At 68.6% G+C, this 16,215-nt stretch carries 17 protein-coding genes; 11 read left to right on the top strand and 6 right to left on the bottom strand.

The genetic code is table 11. The features are described from left to right. The first annotated feature begins 110 nt into the window (after positions 1–110). Positions 111–1,535, top strand: coding sequence for a LytTR family DNA-binding domain-containing protein (locus V6S85_RS22305; protein ID WP_334350297.1), 1,425 nt, complete (start codon positions 111–113; stop codon positions 1,533–1,535). Positions 1,536–1,545: 10 nt separating this feature from the next. On the opposite strand, the gene V6S85_RS22300 is transcribed toward V6S85_RS22305, so the two are convergent. Continuing rightward, positions 1,546–2,121 carry a TetR/AcrR family transcriptional regulator gene (locus V6S85_RS22300; RefSeq protein ID WP_334350295.1) on the bottom strand — a complete coding sequence of 192 codons (576 nt, stop codon included), beginning with the start codon at positions 2,119–2,121 and terminating at the stop codon, positions 1,546–1,548. A gap of 105 nt (positions 2,122–2,226) precedes the next feature. Here V6S85_RS22300 and V6S85_RS22295 point away from each other — a divergent pair, with 105 nt between their 5' ends. From V6S85_RS22295 to V6S85_RS22280, 4 genes are all read left to right on the top strand, one after another. Beyond that, positions 2,227–2,967 carry an SDR family oxidoreductase gene (locus V6S85_RS22295; protein ID WP_334350294.1) on the top strand — a complete coding sequence of 247 codons (741 nt, stop codon included), beginning with the start codon at positions 2,227–2,229 and terminating at the stop codon, positions 2,965–2,967. Positions 2,968–3,182: 215 nt separating this feature from the next. After that, the gene (locus tag V6S85_RS22290; protein WP_334350293.1) at positions 3,183–4,262 is read left to right on the top strand and encodes a hypothetical protein; all 1,080 of its coding nucleotides are present in this window, start codon (positions 3,183–3,185) and stop codon (positions 4,260–4,262) included. Continuing rightward, positions 4,263–5,696, top strand: coding sequence for a hypothetical protein (locus V6S85_RS22285; protein WP_334350291.1), 1,434 nt, complete (start codon positions 4,263–4,265; stop codon positions 5,694–5,696). It abuts the gene before it with no gap. Beyond that, positions 5,693–6,607: a pentapeptide repeat-containing protein gene (locus V6S85_RS22280; protein ID WP_334350290.1), complete on the top strand. Its 915-nt coding sequence runs from the start codon at positions 5,693–5,695 to the stop codon at positions 6,605–6,607. Before V6S85_RS22285 ends, V6S85_RS22280 begins: the two co-directional genes overlap by 4 nt. A 3-nt stretch (positions 6,608–6,610) precedes the next feature. On the opposite strand, the gene V6S85_RS22275 is transcribed toward V6S85_RS22280, so the two are convergent. Continuing rightward, positions 6,611–7,951 carry a HAMP domain-containing sensor histidine kinase gene (locus V6S85_RS22275; protein WP_334350288.1) on the bottom strand — a complete coding sequence of 447 codons (1,341 nt, stop codon included), beginning with the start codon at positions 7,949–7,951 and terminating at the stop codon, positions 6,611–6,613. A gap of 253 nt (positions 7,952–8,204) precedes the next feature. On the opposite strand from V6S85_RS22275, the gene V6S85_RS22270 reads away from it, so the two are divergent. Together V6S85_RS22270 and V6S85_RS22265 are read left to right on the top strand one after the other, a co-directional pair. Then, complete coding sequence (locus tag V6S85_RS22270) at positions 8,205–9,809, top strand: methyl-accepting chemotaxis protein (RefSeq protein ID WP_442885727.1); 1,605 nt, start codon at positions 8,205–8,207, stop codon at positions 9,807–9,809. A gap of 1 nt (position 9,810) precedes the next feature. Further along, complete coding sequence (locus tag V6S85_RS22265; protein WP_116568922.1) at positions 9,811–10,101, top strand: hypothetical protein; 291 nt, start codon at positions 9,811–9,813, stop codon at positions 10,099–10,101. Positions 10,102–10,255: 154 nt separating this feature from the next. On the opposite strand, the gene V6S85_RS22255 is transcribed toward V6S85_RS22265, so the two are convergent. From V6S85_RS22255 to V6S85_RS22245, 3 genes are read right to left on the bottom strand one after another with little or no spacing between them, the layout of a single operon-like run. Then, on the bottom strand, positions 10,256–11,389 hold the full coding sequence (locus V6S85_RS22255) for an aldo/keto reductase (protein ID WP_334350286.1): 1,134 nt from the start codon (positions 11,387–11,389) through the stop codon (positions 10,256–10,258). A gap of 13 nt (positions 11,390–11,402) precedes the next feature. Further along, positions 11,403–12,398: an aldo/keto reductase gene (locus V6S85_RS22250; protein WP_334350285.1), complete on the bottom strand. Its 996-nt coding sequence runs from the start codon at positions 12,396–12,398 to the stop codon at positions 11,403–11,405. Positions 12,399–12,409: 11 nt separating this feature from the next. Then, positions 12,410–12,997, bottom strand: coding sequence for a flavodoxin (locus V6S85_RS22245; protein WP_334350284.1), 588 nt, complete (start codon positions 12,995–12,997; stop codon positions 12,410–12,412). A 163-nt stretch (positions 12,998–13,160) separates the two neighbouring features. Here V6S85_RS22245 and V6S85_RS22240 point away from each other — a divergent pair, with 163 nt between their 5' ends. Together V6S85_RS22240 and arr are read left to right on the top strand one after the other, a co-directional pair. Continuing rightward, a complete protein-coding gene (locus V6S85_RS22240) occupies positions 13,161–14,054 on the top strand; it encodes a LysR family transcriptional regulator (protein ID WP_334350283.1) in 894 nt (297 codons plus the stop codon). A 90-nt stretch (positions 14,055–14,144) separates the two neighbouring features. Further along, positions 14,145–14,540: an NAD(+)--rifampin ADP-ribosyltransferase gene (gene arr, locus V6S85_RS22235; protein ID WP_334350282.1), complete on the top strand. Its 396-nt coding sequence runs from the start codon at positions 14,145–14,147 to the stop codon at positions 14,538–14,540. Positions 14,541–14,687: 147 nt separating this feature from the next. Here arr and V6S85_RS22230 read toward each other — a convergent pair whose 3' ends face one another. After that, a complete protein-coding gene (locus V6S85_RS22230; protein ID WP_116568916.1) occupies positions 14,688–14,942 on the bottom strand; it encodes a hypothetical protein in 255 nt (84 codons plus the stop codon). Positions 14,943–15,058: 116 nt separating this feature from the next. Here V6S85_RS22230 and V6S85_RS22225 point away from each other — a divergent pair, with 116 nt between their 5' ends. Then, positions 15,059–15,457, top strand: a complete 399-nt coding sequence (locus tag V6S85_RS22225; RefSeq protein ID WP_334350280.1) for a hypothetical protein — start codon at positions 15,059–15,061, stop codon at positions 15,455–15,457. 62 nt (positions 15,458–15,519) lie between these two features. Further along, positions 15,520–16,212 (top strand): hypothetical protein, encoded by a 693-nt coding sequence (locus V6S85_RS22220; RefSeq protein WP_334350279.1) that lies wholly within the window; start codon positions 15,520–15,522, stop codon positions 16,210–16,212. Positions 16,213–16,215 lie beyond the last annotated feature (3 nt).

Raw genomic sequence — 16,215 nt, 5'->3', positions numbered from 1 at the left:
GCCGCCAGCTGAGCCGTCCGCGACGCCGCCGCCACACGACTTCGGCCAACGGCGTCGTTTCATCGGCGAATGGCGGCGCAACTCGGCGAACGGCGCCATACGGTGGGGCCATGTGGCGAATCCTGTTTCTCATCCTGCTCGTCGCGGGCCTGCCGTCCCTGGTCCGGGCCCAGCCCCAGGCGCCCGCCTGGCAAGCCTGCCATGGCGTGGCCGGGCCGGACGGACCGGTGCTGAGCGACTGCCGGCCGATCTCGGGCGTCGTCGATCCGCAAGGCCGCGAGCTGTGGATCCGGTCGACAATCGCGGCGCCGACCGATGCTCGCCCCCGCGCCCTCTACGTGGCCGGCGTCGCGTCGTCACAGGCCTGGCTCAACGGCCGACCGCTGGGCGCCAACGGCAAGCCGGGCGGGGCGGCGCAGGCCGAGATCCCCGGCCGCTACCAGGTGATCCTGCCGATCCGCGAGACCCTTTGGCGGCCCGGCGAGAACAGCCTGGTGCTGCGCCTGTCGTCGTTCCACGGCGGCCTGCGTTTCGCCGGCCCGATTAGCGCGCTGGGCGTCTGGCCCTATCCCTATCCCGATCGCGCCGTCTTCCTGGCGGTGACCTTCGCGGCGACGGGCGCGCTGCTGGCGGCGGCCTTCGGCTTCGGCGTGATCCACGCCATGCGCCGCACCGGCTCCAGCCTGATCCTGGCGGCGATGGCCACGATCGCGGCGCTGCAGGCCGTGGTCGAGAGCCTGCGGGCGCTGCTGAACTATCCCTATCCGCTGCATGCCTGGCGGATGAGCGCCATCTGGCTGCTGGCGGCGGCCTTCGCGGTCCTGCTGGTGGCCTATGCGGCCAGCCGGTTCCTGCCCAGGGGCCGCTGGCCGATGATCGGCCTGGCGCTGGTCGTCGTCGGGGTCACCGCCCTGCTGCCTGGCTTCGACAGCAAGACGGTCTGGGCGCTGGTCCTCGGCGTGGCGCTGGCGGCGGCGCCGGTCGCCGCGGGCGTGCGCGCAAGGACGCCGGGCGCGCGCCCCGCCCTGGCCTACCTGGCGCTGTTCCTCACCCTGGCCCTGGGGTTCCCCGAATGGCTGGCCGACTTCTCCTACTTCCTGCTCGCCGCGGGCCTGCTGCTGCCGCTGCTGGTGGTCGAGGTGGTGCGGCTGGGTCGCGACGACCGGGGCCGGGAAGCCGCCCTGACCCGCGCCGCCGGCCGCCCGGACCGGCTGACCGTGGCGTCGGCCAGGGGCGTCGAGCTGGTGCCGATCGCCGAGATCCTGGCCGTGGTCGGGGCCGACGACTATGTCGAGCTGCGGCTGGTCGGCGGGCGCAGCCTGCTGCACGCCGCCCGGCTCGAGGGCCTGTCGACCCAGCTTCCGGACAGCTTCCTGCGCGTCCATCGGTCGGTGATCGCCAACCTCGCCCTGGCCCAGCGGCTCGAGCGCGACGGCGACCGCTGGCGGCTGCACCTGAGCGAAGGCGCGCCCCTGCCCGTCAGCCGCTCGCGCCAGCCCGCCCTGCGCGAAGCCCTCGACGCCGCGTCGGTCTAGGGCCCGCTCCCTACCTCAAGCCCCGCAGCGCCAGCCGCGCGGCCTGCCGCAGTTCGTCCTGCCCCGCCCCGCCGCGGGCGGCGACCTTGAGGCCCGAGCGCAGGATCAGCAGCATGCGGCCGGCGGCGTCGGGATCGAGGTCCTGATCGAAGGCGCCCGCCGCGATCCCGTCCCGCACCCGCGCGGCGAAGGCGGCGACGACCAGGGCGGCGGCGGCGTCGTTGACGGCGTTGACCTCGGGATCGCCCCGGCTGAACTCGACGATCGAGCCGACGCCCAGGCAGCCCGTCTCCAGATCGTCGGCCGAGCCGAGGCCGACCAGCAGCGCCGCCTCGATGGCTTCGGCCGGCGCCGCGTCGCGCTCCAGCGCCTCGGCCATCTGGGCCAGCGAGCCGTCGGCGTAGCGGCGCAGGGCCTCCAGGAACAGCCGGCGCTTGTCGCCGAACGCGCCGTACAGGCTCTGGCGGCCGATGCCCATGCCCTCGATCAGGTCGCTGGTCGAGGCGGCCTCGTAGCCGTGGCGGGCGAACACCCTGATCGCGCTGGCGATCGCCTCGTCGCGATCGAATTCCGAAGGTCTGGCCATGATCGCATCCTAGCGATCTTGATCGATCAGTCCAGAATTATTCTTGACCGATCGATCCGGAATGCGCAGGTTATGGACCAATCAGTCCATAACGAGGTTTCCCAGATGACGAACACCAGCTTCACCCCCGACGCCCCGGCCCTGGTGCTGGGCGGCTCGCGCGGCATGGGCGCGGCGATCGTGCGCCGCCTGGCCGCCGAGGGCCGCCCCACAGCCTTCACCTACGCCGCCTCGCCCGGCCCCGCCGCCGCCCTGGCCGCCGAGATCGAGGCGACCGGCGGAACCGCCCTGCCCCTCCAGGCCGACAGCGCCGACGCAGGAGCCGTGCGCGCCGCCATCGAGGCCGCCGTGACGCGCTTTGGCAAACTGGGCGTGCTGGTGGTCAACGCCGGGGTGCTGAAGGCCGGGACCATCGACCAGTTCGCCCTGGCCGACTTCGACCACATGCTGGCGGTCAATGTGCGCGGCGTGTTCGCGGCCATCCACTACGCCGCCCCGCACCTGACGGACGGCGGCCGCGTCGTCGTCATCGGCAGCAACACCGCCGGCCACATCGGCACGCCCGGCTCCAGCGTCTACGCCATGACCAAGGCGGCCGTCGCCCAGCTGGCGCGCGGGGCGGCCCTCGACTTCGCGCCCCGCAAGATCACCGTCAACACCGTCCAGCCCGGCCCCATCGCCACCGACATGACCGCCGACCTGATGGACTACATCACCCCTCGCCTGCCCCTGGGCCGCATCGGCGAGGCGAGCGAGGTCGCGGGCCTGGTGGCGTGGCTGGCCGGACCGGACGCGGGCTACGTGACGGGCGCCAGCCTGACGATCGACGGCGGGTGGAGCGCTTAAGGGGGGCAGGGGCGGCGCTAGATGCGCCGCCGCCAACTGATCGCCGGCCCTGCCCCGGCCAGGGCGTACGGCACGTGACGGCTCAACCCGCACCCAACACCAAAAGGAGAGCCGATCGGAATTTATACACCCTTGGTTGCGCCAAGCGCCCCATTTATGCATCGTGGACGAACGCCGTTCGATCTGCTCCGGCGGGGGGAATTTTGGAGCATAGAGTGAGATACTACGCCACAGTACAGGGTGGACAGAAGCTTGCGCTGTCCGTGAATGCCGCCGAGGATATTCGCCAGAAGGTGATGTCGAATCTCAGGCTTTTCAGAATTCTGACCGGATTCGACTACGAAGGCATAATTATTGGTGGCGTCGGCTTAACCGCATCGCCAAAACTTACCATTGAAGGCGTACACAAAAGGCTTTCAGTCTCAAATGATAAGGTCGCAAAGACCCGTTTGATAATTTCACCCAATCGCATTCTGGATGATACAGCCCAATCCGGATTCGAGCTTCTACTCGCGATACACGATGGCGATGACTATGCGTGGCTGTCAGGGGAAGCAAACACAGCCGCCATAATCACTATTAATTCCCCGCAACGCAGCTCAAAGTTGACATCCACCGTCGTTGATATCTTCCAGGATATCATGATCGGCAACGACCAGAGCATCCAGTCGGTTATAAGCAAATTCAAGGATAGCGGCGGAAGTACAGATACCTTTTACAAACTTAAGGCAAAATTTGCGACCCAAAGACATTCCAGCCATACGCACAAGATTCTATACGATAAATTTAGCCCAAGCAATTACGCCTCATTTTCATCCATAGCCAGGCGCGACCTCGATCTCTTCCCCGACGACCACAGCCTGAAAAATCTCGCCTCGATCTGGATTGATTTCCTAAACCAGGAACTTGGCGATCACTTCCTGAACGCCAAGGAGGCCACCGACTTGGTTCGCAAAGGCCTCTTCCATCCCCTCAAGGCCGAACGCGTCGGCGGGGAAGGCCCCCCGGCCAACTCCAGGATACAGCACGGATACCTCGCAGAACACGACCTCATGGCCATATTCTCCGACCCCCAGATGGTCACGCAGAATGGCAGCTACGTGCTCTGCATCGTCAACCGGACAAACGGCCCGGACAAGGACAGGCTCATTGCCGAATTCGGCCAGACCAGCAGCCGGCTCAAACGCCTGAAGCTCTGTACCGAGGACGAGTACACGCGCATGGCGCCACTCGCGCGACGCGGCCTCATCACACCCATTCGCCTGTTCCTCAAAGCGCCGCCACGGAGCGCCTAGATGACCGCCTATATTGGAATCGTAGACCTCACCGTGCGCCTCTCCAGCATGAATCCATGGGGCCAGATCGACATCAGGGATGCGAACCTTCAATTTCAACGCTGCGTCATCCAGGCCTGCGTCGACACCCACAGCTCTGCTGGCGATCGCCAGGAAAAGTTGGAGGCGGAGGGAATAATCCGGGGAGGATCTTCAGCAAAATTCTTTCAGCTGGAGAACGAAGACGATCTCTATAATTTCATCGTCGTTCTTCGCCACCTTCTTCTTGAAGAGAAAATTCCGTTCAAAATATGCGTACGCAAGGGACACCTTGAAGGAAAAACCCTTTCCCAAAAATGGGGCGATGATTTTATAAAATTAAGTTCCAAAGATTCGAAAGAATCTGAAAGGTGCAGAGAAGTTCTTCAGGAAAATCTCGGCTACGACGATGAAGAAACCATAGAAACGATTTTCAAACTCGACAAGTCCCCCAACCTCACGGGAGAGGGGCTCGACCTTTCGATGGATTTCGAGAATTTCAAAGGCTTCGGGATATCCGTCAACCTGAACGACACTTCGGATCCATTGATAGCCCCCTCCGAAGCCGCCGATGATGAAGCGCGCCCCGAGGGAACACTTCGACGCCGCTCCCGCCTCTTCAGAAACCACTTTCCCGTCCAGCGCTCGGCCAAACAGCTGACCACGGTGGAATATTGGGACTGCCCATTCGACCTTGACGACGACGACCTCGTCACGCGCTTCCGGCCACAGAACAGGATCGACAGCGACCAGGAAAGAGACGCCTCGCCCGCCGACCAGGCCGTCGAACATGACGATGAAGCCGACGAGGGCCTGGATACCGAGACCAAGCCGGAGCGAGCCATCGAAACGGCCCCCTCGGCGTCAACAGTGACCATATCGACCATTCTCGACATGCTCAGCAAGTCACAGACCGCCGATCCAGATAATTCCGTATATTATACGTCTCTATTATCAACCCTTGTAAGATCATCGAATTACAAAGAGCTTCACTATCGCGCCAAGGCTCAGAATGGAAGTTCAAGCAAACTGCTTGCAGCCGGATGGCAAAAATACCCTCCCATATTCGGAACGCTACTTATCTCCGCCAAACCGTCTGGATTACTTAAACGCACCATCGGCATAGAGCTCACCCTCGCCGCGCTCATCGATGAAATATACAGCTCGGTCACCTCCGAACCCCACAGCGCAGCCCTCCGCACCGATGCGGGAAGATCCGCCTCGCCAGCTGACGAGCGCAAGGCGCGGATGCAGCTCGAGGAGAAGGCTAGATCAAGCTCCACACTTATAAGATCCCTCAGGAGAATAAATCTTCGCTATGGCCCCGCCATATGGCGAAAAATATTACAGTGCCCTCCGTCCACGCTCTCCGAGGATAGAAAGAAAATCATGATCGCGATCGTGTCCCAGCTATGAGAGCGATAATTGCCATATCTGTTGGCATAGTCGCTATATTTGGGCTCTTTACCTCCGGTCAGCTAATATCCATCGCGCCAGAATGGTTAAAGTTCTGGATATTCTCCAACGAATACATTACCAGCCTCGGCCCCGAGATCGGCGGTTCGGGACTGGACGCGTTTCTCGTCGGCGGCGTGGCCGGGCTTGTCGCGTCTCAGATCGGCCGCGAACGGGAATTCTCCGCCTTCCGCCGCGACCTCTCTCGGCGCAAGGCCAACAGGCGGCCCTTCAAGCTTGAGAAGACGACCGAACGCTGGAGCACCGACCTCGATCTTTCCGGCATAGAGTTCAATCAAGAAACTATAGAAGATCGCATATTCGCGAATATTTACTTTTCCAAGCAGGGCGCCTCAGCAAAATTCACCAGCATGACACTCCATGGTTGCGACCTATCCCGGATCCGCTTTGGGAATAGACACAGCCGAGGCACAATGAAGGACACCAAGTTTCAAGACTGCACGGTCAGAAACAGCAGCTTCGAGAATCTCGACTTCAAGAACGGCGGAAACGCTTTCCTGTCGTCCCGTATCGAGGCCTGCCGCTTCGACGGGGCCAATCTGGAGAATGTCGCCCTGGACGGCGCCGTCTTCGTCGATTGCACATTCTGGGGGACCCGCTTCAAGGACCTTAAATTGCCGGACGAAACTTGGAATGCGCTGACCGCTGCGGGCCTGCTTGTGACTGACGGCCCGAAACAGCACACGGTCCAGACGCTTGACGAGGCCCTTCGCAGCCTCACGCCGCGCAAAGCCGCCTATGTCGCTAGAGCGCTATTCGTCGATTTCGTTCGCAAGTGGCTCCCCGCGCCGGAGCGCTGGCCCAAACAACCGGCGGCAACGGGGGACGCCAAACCGCCCGCCGACGCCTAGCCCCTACCCCTCCCCCACGGGCGGCCAGACGCTGGCGGTGACGCCGCCGCCGTCGCGGTTGGCGATCTGGAGGCGGCCGCCAAAGCGCTTGAGGAGGCGGTCGGCGGTGGGGATGCCGAGGCCAAAGCCGCCGGTGTCGCGGGCGCGGGCGGCGTCGCCGCGGAAGAAGGGCTCGTAGATGCGGGCCAGCACCTCGTCGGTCAGGCCGGGGCCCTGGTCGAGCACCTCGATGCGGGGGCCGCCCTCGCCTCCCTCGGGATCGTCGACGACGAGGCGCACCTTGGCCTTGCCGCCGAAGCGCACGGCGTTGTCGACGAGGCGGATCAGGGCCTGTTCCAGCGGGTCGCGGTGGGTGCTGACGGTCAGGGTCTTGGGGCCCTCGTAGCGGGCCAGCTTGGGCCAGCGGGCGATCACCGCGCGCACCAGGGCCGGAAGGTCGACGCTCTCGGCGGTGCTGGCGGCGTGCTGGGCGCGCAGCCAGGCCGACAGCGAGCGCAGCATCTCCTCCAGCTCGTCGACATTGCCGCCGACCATGGCGCGGATGTCCTCGGGCTCCACATAGTCCGACGCCAGCTTAAGGCGGGCGAGCGGCGTGCGCAGGTCGTGGCTGAGCGCCTCCATCGCCCGGGCCTGGTCCTCGATCAGGCCGGTGATGCGCTGCTGCATGTCGTTGAAGGCGCGGCCGAGTTCGGCCAGGTCCGTCGGCCCCTCGACGACGACCGGCTGGGGCGGGCCCTCGCCCACCCGGCCGGCCGCCTCGGCGAGGCGCCGCAGCGGCTCGCCCAGCTGGCGCAGGGCGTAGGCGCCCAGCGCCACGCAGGCCAGGGAGAAGGCCAGGGTCGTGGCCACCGCACGCAGGGCGATCGGCCAGGGGCGCGGGAAATGGCGCGAGCGGAACGACAGCCAGCGGCCGTCGGAAAGCCCCATGGCGCCGACGAGGTCGCGGCCGCCGTCCGACTGGTCTTCGGACCACAGACGCAAGGGTCGCTTGGCCAGGGCCGGCTCCCAAAGGCGCACGTAGCGGACGATGGCGTCGGCCTCGCCGGTCTGGGCGCGGGCCTGGGACGGCGCCTGCGGCGGGGCGGAGACGACCTCGGCCTCGAGGTAGCGGGAGGTCATCACCTGGTCGAGGTCGGCCTGGGCCAGGCGGCTGACGCGGTCGCCCACCACCAGCAGTTCGGCGATGCGGCGGGCGTGGTCCTCGCGCAGGGTCTGGCGGTCGATCGCCTGGTAGAAGGCGACGCTAGCCGCCAGCTGAACGAACACGATCGCCGCCACCACCAGGATGGAGCGACCGATCAGGCCCCGGGGCCGCCGCAGAATGTCTCGCACCTTCGAAGCCATGGCCAAGGCTTACACAGGCCCGCGCCCCGGGGCCACTCCCGGTTGACGTGGTCCGCCGCCGGACGTTCTCCGGACAGGCGCGCACGACCGGAAAACCGGTCCGGCATGTCGTCGCTATCTCATTTTGAGAATATTTTCGCACGCCATACGTATTGGTACGTAGTAACTGCCGGCGTTATTTCGACAGTTTTGTCACGACCGATTAACGCTCATCCAGCATCCTCGCCGCGAAATACCGGAGGCGGGCGTGCGTTTGATCCAGTTCGACAGTATTGAGGCCCAGCGTCGGGTCGGCGGCCAGCTGGTGATCGGCTGCGTGGCGGCCAGCGCCGTGGTGGTTCCGATCGCCTGCCTGCTGGCCGGCGCGCCGTTGCTGGTTCCGGCGGCGGGCTCGGCGGTCCTGGCGGCGCTGGTGCTGGTCGCCTACGGCCTGTGGCGCGACCGCCTGGCCCAGCAGCTGTGCACGGCCCTGGCCCTGGTGGGCCAGGTGGCGCTGTTCGTGCTGGCCTTCCGGGGCCATGGCCTGCAGGACGAAGCCCGCATGGCCTTCCTGGCGGCGCTGGCCCTGCTGGTGGCCTATGGCGACTGGCGGGTGGTGGCGGCCGGGGCGGCCGCCGTCATCGGCGTCGACCTGGCGGCCGCCGGCCTCCTCCCCCACCGGCTGGCCGCCGACGAGAGCCTGCTGGCGCTGGCCTTGCGCGCCGCCATGACCGTGACCACCGCCTGGTCGCTGGTCTGGCTGACGGCCGGGGTCTCGCGCCTGTTCGTCACCGTCAGCGCCCGGACCCAGGCCTCCGAGCGCGCCGCCCGCGCCGCCGACGAGGCCAACGCCGCGGCCCTGGCCGAGCGCGCCGCCGCCGACCGCGCCGACGCCGAGCGCGCCCGCCTGAAGGCGGCCATGGAGGCCGAGCAGACGGAAGTGGTCGAGCACCTGGCCCACGCCCTGCGCCAGTTGGCCGGCGGCGACCTCACCTCGCGCCTGGAGACCCGCTTCGCCGCCCAGTACGAGCCGCTGCGCCAGGACTTCAACGACGCCGTGGCCAAGCTGCGCGCGGCCCTGGGCGAGATCAGCGGCAACGCCGCCAGCATGAGCGCGGGCGTGGCCGAGATGAGCCGCGCCTCCGACGAACTGGCCAACCGCACCGAGGACCAGGCCGCCAGCCTGGTTGAGACCTCGACGGCGCTGGGCCAGATCACCGCCACCGTCAACGAGACGGCCGACAACGCCCGCAAGGCCAACGCCGCGGCCGCCCGCGCCCGCGAGGAGGCGCAGCGCTCCGACCCCGTGGTCACCGAGGCGGTCGAGGCCATGACCCTGATCGAGACCTCGTCGGGCCAGATCGGCCAGATCATCGGCGTGATCGACGAGATCGCCTTCCAGACCAACCTCCTGGCCCTCAACGCCGGCGTAGAAGCCGCCCGGGCCGGCGACGCCGGCAAGGGCTTCGCCGTGGTGGCGCAGGAAGTGCGGGCCCTGGCCCAGCGCAGCGCCGACGCCGCCCGCGAGATCAAGGCCCTGGTGGCCGTCTCGGGCGACCAGGTGGCCGCCGGGGTGGAGCGCGTGGGCAAGACCCGCGAGGCCTTGCAGCGCATCGTCGCCCGCGTGGCCGAGATCGACACCCAGATCGACGCCATCGCCCGCTCGGCCGCCGACCAGGCCTCGAACCTGGGCGAGGTCAACACCACCATGGGCGCGATGGACCGGGTGGTGCAGCAGAACGCGGCCATGGTCGAGGAGACCACGGCGGCCGCCCACGCCCTGAAGTCGGAAGCCGCCGAACTGGCCGACCGCATCGGCCTGTTCCGCACGCGCGAGGACGGCGGCCCCACTGCTACGACCCGCCAGTGGGCCGCCTGAGGTGGCGCCCGCGACGCCGGTGGCCGAGTTCACGCCCACCGACCTGATCAAGCTGTTCGCGGCGACGTACCTGCCGCTGTGCGAACGGCTGGAGACCGCCGGCGTGCTCGACCGCGCGGCCCTGGCCGACGCCATGTCGCTGTACGTGGCGCCGGGCGAGGCCACCGCCAGCGCGGCCATGGTCGAGGCGTTGCAGATCGTGCTGCGCCGGCCAAGGCCGGAACGCGGACCCCAGCCCTCGGGGCCCAGGCGCGAGCCGGCGCTGCGGGTGATCGCGGGGGGATTGGGGTAGGCGTATGAACCCTCTCCCTATGGGAGAGGGAGGGGCCCAGGCGATAGCCTGGGAGGGTGAGGGGTTACGAGGCCGGACGATGCGCCGGCGCTCCGTCTGACGCCGTAACCCCTCACCCCGGCCCTCTCCCTATGGGAGAGGGAGCAAGGCCTCCTCACCCCTTCGGCGGGGCCTCCACCTCGGAATAGGCCAGCACGGCCGGGGGCAGGCGCAGGCCCTGGACCTCGATGGCGGCGACGGCGGCGTTCAGTTCGCTCAGTTCGGCGGGGGTGAACGCCACCCCGGCGGCGGCGACGTTCTGCAGCATGTGCGCCATCTGGGTGGTTCCGGGGATCGGCACGACCCACGGCCGCTGGGCCCGCAGCCAGGCCAGGGCGACCTGGCCGGGCGCGCAGCCCTTGCGCTGGGCCCAGGCCTTGACCAGCGCGACCAGCGCCAGGTTGGCCGGCAGGTTCTCGGGCGCGAACCGGCCTTCCAGCTTGCGGATGTCGCCGTCGGCGTAGCGGGTGCGCTCGTCGATCGCGCCGTTCAGGAAACCGACGCCCAGCGGGCTCCAGCACACCAGGCCGATCCCCAGCTCCTCGCAGGCCTTCAGCACCCAGGCCTCGGGTCCCCGCCACAGCATCGAATACTCGTTCTGGACGGCGGCCAGCGGCAGTTCGGCATGGGCCCGGCGCAGGGTCTGTGGCCCCATCTCGCACAGGCCCCAGTGCAGCACCTTGCCCTGTGCCATCAGGTCCTTGACCGCGCCGGCCACGTCCTCGATCGGCACGGCCGGGTCGACGCGGTGCTGGTAGAGCAGGTCGATGCGGTCGGTGCGCAGCCGCCTCAGCATGCCCTCGACCGCCAGCTTGATATGCTCGGGCCGGCTGTTGAGGCCGGGGCCGCGGACGCCGGTCTCCAGGTCGATGTTCCAGCCGAACTTGCTGGCGATCACCACCTCGTCGCGGAACGGGGCCACGCCCTCGCCCAGGATGCGCTCGACCTCATGCGGGCCATAGGCCTCGGCGGCGTCGAAGAAGGTGACGCCCTGGTCGCGGGCCTTGCGGATGATGTCGATCATCTCGGGCCGGTAGGGGATGGTGGTCTGGTAGGTGCGGCTCATGTTCTGGACGCCCAGGCCCAGGCCCGAGACCTCCAGCTTGCCCAGCCGGCGGCGATCGAGGCCCGGGGCGGGCTGGGCGGCCTGGACGGGGGGTCCAGCCGCCGCCAGGGCCGCTGGCGCGGCCAGGCCAAGGGCCAGCAGGCCGCGACGGTCGACGCCGCCGCGCGTTTGGTGCTCGCTCATGTGCTTGCTCCGCTCAGCGATTGGTCTTGGAGAGGACATCTTCGGGCAGGCGCGCGCCGTGGATGATGATGCGGGCGGCGGCCGCGGCGATGCGGGTGAGATCCGCGCCGCTCAGTTCCACGTCAGCCGCGCCCAGGTTCTCGGCCAGGCGGGGGAGCTTGGTGGTGCCCGGGATCGGCACGATCCACGGCTTCTGGGCCAGCAGCCAGGCCAGGGCGATCTGGGCCGGGGTCGCGCCCTTCTCGGTGGCGATGGCCTTCAGGAGGTCGACCAGCGCCATGTTGGCGGCGCGGGCCTCTTGGGTGAAGCGCGGCGAGATCGAGCGGAAATCGCCAGCCGCCAGCGGGGTCGTCACATCGATCTTGCCGGTCAGGAAGCCGGCGCCCAGGGGGCTGAACGGCACGAAGCCGACGCCCAGCGCCTCGCACGCGGCCAGGACGCCGTTGTCCTCCACGTCGCGGGTCCACAGCGAATACTCGTTCTGAAGCGCGGTGACCGGCTGTACCGCGTGGGCCCGCTTCAGCGACTCCAGGCTGGGTTCGGACAGGCCGAAATGGGCGACCTTGCCTTCCGCGATCAGGTCCTTCACCGCGCCGGCGACGTCCTCCATCGGCACGTCGGGATCGACGCGGTGCTGGTAGAGCAGGTCGATGCGGTCGGTGCGCAGGCGCTTGAGCTGGGCCTCGACCACCGCCTTGATGTGGTCGGGACGGCTGTTGAGCCCGCCGCTGCGCACGCCGGTCTCCATGTCGACGTCGAAGCCGAACTTGGTGGCGATCACCACCTCGTGGCGGAAGGGCGCGACGGCGACGCCCAGCAGGGCCTCGTTGGCGAACGGTCCATAGACCTCGGCGGTGTCGAACAGGGTGACGCCGGCGTCGAAGGCGGCGCGGATCACCGCCACGGCCTCGTCGCGCGGCGCAGCCGGGCCGTAGCCCGCGCTCAGCCCCATGCAGCCGTAGCCGAGGGCCGAGACCTCCAGGCCCTGGCCGAGTTTGCGCTTCTGCATCTTGGATCTCCTCAAGGATTGGTCGCGCGGGGCCGGGCCTTGGCCAGCCACTCACGGACCTGGTTCATGGTGCGGCGCTCCTGGTCGGCCTCCATCGAGACGGCCGCCTCGAAGCGGGCCCGGGGCGCGTCGGCGCGCAGCACCGAAAGGCTGTCGCCCAGGCCGTAGCCGCCGTGGGTGACGAAGGGCCGGACGGTCTTGCCGGAAAGGTCGTGGGCCGCCAGGAAGGCGCGGACTGGCGGCGGGACGCTCTGGCCCCAGATCGGAAAGCCCAGCCACACGACGTCGTAGGCCGACAGGTTCTGAACCCGGGCCGAAAGGTCGGGCCGGAAGCCGGCCTCGCGCTCGCGGCTGGCCTGGGCGACCGTCTGCTCGTAGTCCTCGGGATAGGGCCGGGCCGGCAGGATCTCGAACAGGTCGGCGGGCAGCTCGCGGTGCAGCTGGCCGGCGATCACCCGAGTGTTTCCCGAGCGGCTGAAATAGGCGACCAGGGCGCGGGTCCCGCCGGCCAGCCGGATCGGTTGGGCCCCGCAGGCGCCGGCCGACAGCATCAATGCGGCGGGCGCGCCGATCGCCGCGCGGCGCGAGACGGCGGTCATGCGCCCCGCTCCTGGAGGTCGGACGAAATGCGGATCATCGGCGGGCTCCTGGCTGCGGCGAACGCGGAGCCCCCGACGCCTTCGCCCGCCAAGCAAGATAGGCCTGGCCGGTTCACATCATTAGGCGCAATAATCGCGATGTTGTTTTTAGTCAGACTTACAAATGACCCAGCGTCTCGATGACCTCGCCGCCTTCGCCCTGGTCGCCAAGGAGCGCAGCTTCACCCGCGCCGGGGCCAAGCTGGGCGTCTCGGCCTCGGCGCTGAGCCAGACCATCAAGGGCCTGGAAGCGCGACTGGGCCTGCGCCTTCTGGCCCGCACCACCCGCAGCGTGGCCCCCACCGAGGCCGGCGAGCGGCTGCTGGCGACCCTGGCGCCGCGGCTGGAGGAGATCGAACAGGCGCTGGCCGCGCTCAGCGACCTGCGCGAGCGGCCGGCGGGCACGATCCGCATCACCGCCGGCGAGCACGCCGCCCAGTCGGCCCTGCAACCGGGCCTCTCACGCCTGCTGCCCGACTATCCCGACATCCGGGTCGAGATCACCGTCGACTACGGCCTGGTGGACATCGTCGCCGAGGGCTTCGACGCCGGGGTGCGGCTGGGCGAGCAGGTGGCCAAGGACATGATCGCCCTGCGCATCGGCCCCGACCTGCGCATGGCCGTGGTCGGCTCGCCGGCCTATTTCGCCGCCCGCCCAAAGCCGCTGACGCCGCAGGACCTGACCGAGCACAACTGCATCAACATGCGCCTGCCCACCTATGGCGGGCTGTTTGCCTGGGAGTTCGAGAAGGACGGCCGCGAGGTCAAGGTGCGGGTCGACGGCCAGCTGGTGGTCAACACCATCCGCCAGCGGCTGGACGGCGCGTTGCAGGGTCTGGGCCTGGCCTACATGCCCCAGGACGTCGCCGCGCCTCACCTGGCGAGCGGCGATCTGGTGCGGGTGCTGGAGGACTGGTGCGAGCCGTTTTCCGGCTACCACCTCTATTATCCGAGCCGCCGGCACGCCTCGCCGGCCTTCTCGAAACTGGCCGAGGCCCTGCGCTGGCGGGGCGGCTGATCCAGATCTAGGCTCGAAAAACTCGCGTTCAAGCATTGGCGGGCGGCGAAATATGCGCAGTCTGCGGGGTCTTCTCGAGCGGAGGCGACCATGACCACCCCCTACTATCACGGCACCAAGGCGGACCTGGCGATCGGCGAACTGATCGAGGCCGGCCGGGTCTCGAACTACGGATCGCGCAAGGCCGCCGCCTTCGTCTATTTCGCCGCCACCCTCGACGCCGCGACCTGGGGCGCGGAGCTGGCGCAGGGCGAGGGGCGCGAGCGGATCTACATCGTCGAGCCGACCGGCCCGTTCGAGGACGATCCCAACGTCACCGACAAGAGGTTCCCGGGCAACCCGACCCGGTCGTACCGCACCCGCGACCCGCTGCGGATCGTCGGCGAGGTCGAGGGCTGGACCGGCCATGCCCCCGAGCAGCTGGCGGCCATGCGCGAGCACCTGGAGGCGCTGAAGCGGCAGGGTATCGAGGCGATCGAGGACTAGCCTTCCAAGGCGTATCGGCATCCGAGATTCGAGACGAAACCTTGTCCTTCGACAGGCCCAGGATGAGGTTTTCCACCGCTCGGCCTTTGAATGATCCTCATCCTGAGCTTGTCGAAGGACGAGGATCGCGCACCGAGCATGAGCCCCCTATTCCCGCCCCGCCTCGCCCAGCACCTTGCACAGGGCGGCGGCCAGGATCTCCCAGGGCTCGCCGGGCTCGGGGTCGAGGCGGGCGCGGATGTCGCGGGCCAGGGCGGCGGGGTCGAGGGCGCCGGCCGCCTCGAGCGAGCGGCACAGCGGCAGGTAGGTGGCGGCGAACAGGCGCACGATGTCCTCGCCGGTGAAGGCCGGCACGTCGGGCCCCGCGGGACCTTGAGGATCGGAGGGGCCGGCGGGCGACATCGCGGAGGACTCCTGGAACTGGGCGCCGCTCCTGCCCGAAGATCGCCGGTCGCGCCTTGATCCGGATCAAGGCCGCCGGCCGCGCGGCGTGGGACCTCGCCCGCAGGAGGAGCCCCATGCCCAATGACGTCCGATCGACGCTCGCCCGCCATCACCTCGACGTCGGCGCCGACTACGTGCTGCGCAGCGCGGGGCTGCTGTCTTCGGTGTTCGACGGCGACATCATGCGCGGCCTGGTGTTCCTGACCGCGCTGCGACTGTCGGCCCACGCGCCGCAGGACGCCTCCGGAGAGCGCCCCGTGCGGCTGACGGCGATCGCCCGCTCGATGGGCCTGCCGATCGAGACCACCCGCCGCCACCTGCTGAAGCTCCAGCGCGACGGCTTCACCCTGCGCGCCGCCGGCGGCGGGGTGGTGGCGGTGATCCCCGAGCGTCCCGACATCGCCGAGGCCATGGCCGCCAACAGCGCCAACCTGGCCAGCCTGGCCGCGACGCTGGAGACCTTCGCCGGCTGAGCCGCCGGCAACCTCGCCCGTGCTCGACCGTTTCCGCCGGACCGAAGGTGCGCGAGGCGTGGATGAAAGCCAGGAGAGAACCCGGACGCGGCGTGGCGCGGGCCCTGCTGCTGGCGCTGCTGCTGGCGGCCTGCGCGCCCAGCCCCGAGGAGCAGGCCCGCCGCTCGATCGACAGCGGCCAGGCCGTGGCCGAGATCCAGACCTTCTTCGACGCCCGGGCCCAGGGGCTGCCGCTGGGCCAGTGCGCCGCGGTGCTGACCGGCGTCTCGCCGATCGAGATCAGCGACCGCACGGCCAGGCTCGACACCGTCCGCGCCCTGGTCGAGGCCGGCCTGCTGGAAGAGGTCGCCGGCGCCCCGGCCGGCGAGGTGCGGCTGGCGCCGGCCCGCAAGGCCGCCCACTGGTTCCGCGTACGCACGCCCAACCCCGCGCTGCCCTCCAGCATCGAGCTCTGCTACGCGCGGCGGAAGATCACTCGCGCCTGGCTGGTCGGCGAGAACGGCAAGACCCTGAACTTCGCCTACCGCCTGGTGGACGCCCCGGCCTGGACCAACGATCCGCGCATGCGGGCCGCCTTCCCGTTCCTCGAACCGGCCCTGACGAAGGAACTGGTCGCCACCGGCATCGCCCCGTTCCGCGACGGCCGCTGGTTCCTCGACCTGGCCGACGAGGGGATCACCCTGCCCGGCCAGGACGAAGGCTTCTACGCCTGCCCGGACGGGCGGGAACGGCCGGATCCGGGGTGTGGGGGATAGGGA

The organism is Caulobacter sp. CCNWLW153, from assembly GCF_036889365.1.
Taxonomy (GTDB): Bacteria; Pseudomonadota; Alphaproteobacteria; order Caulobacterales; family Caulobacteraceae; genus Caulobacter; species Caulobacter radicis.
This window is presented reverse-complemented; position numbering and strand designations above follow the sequence as displayed.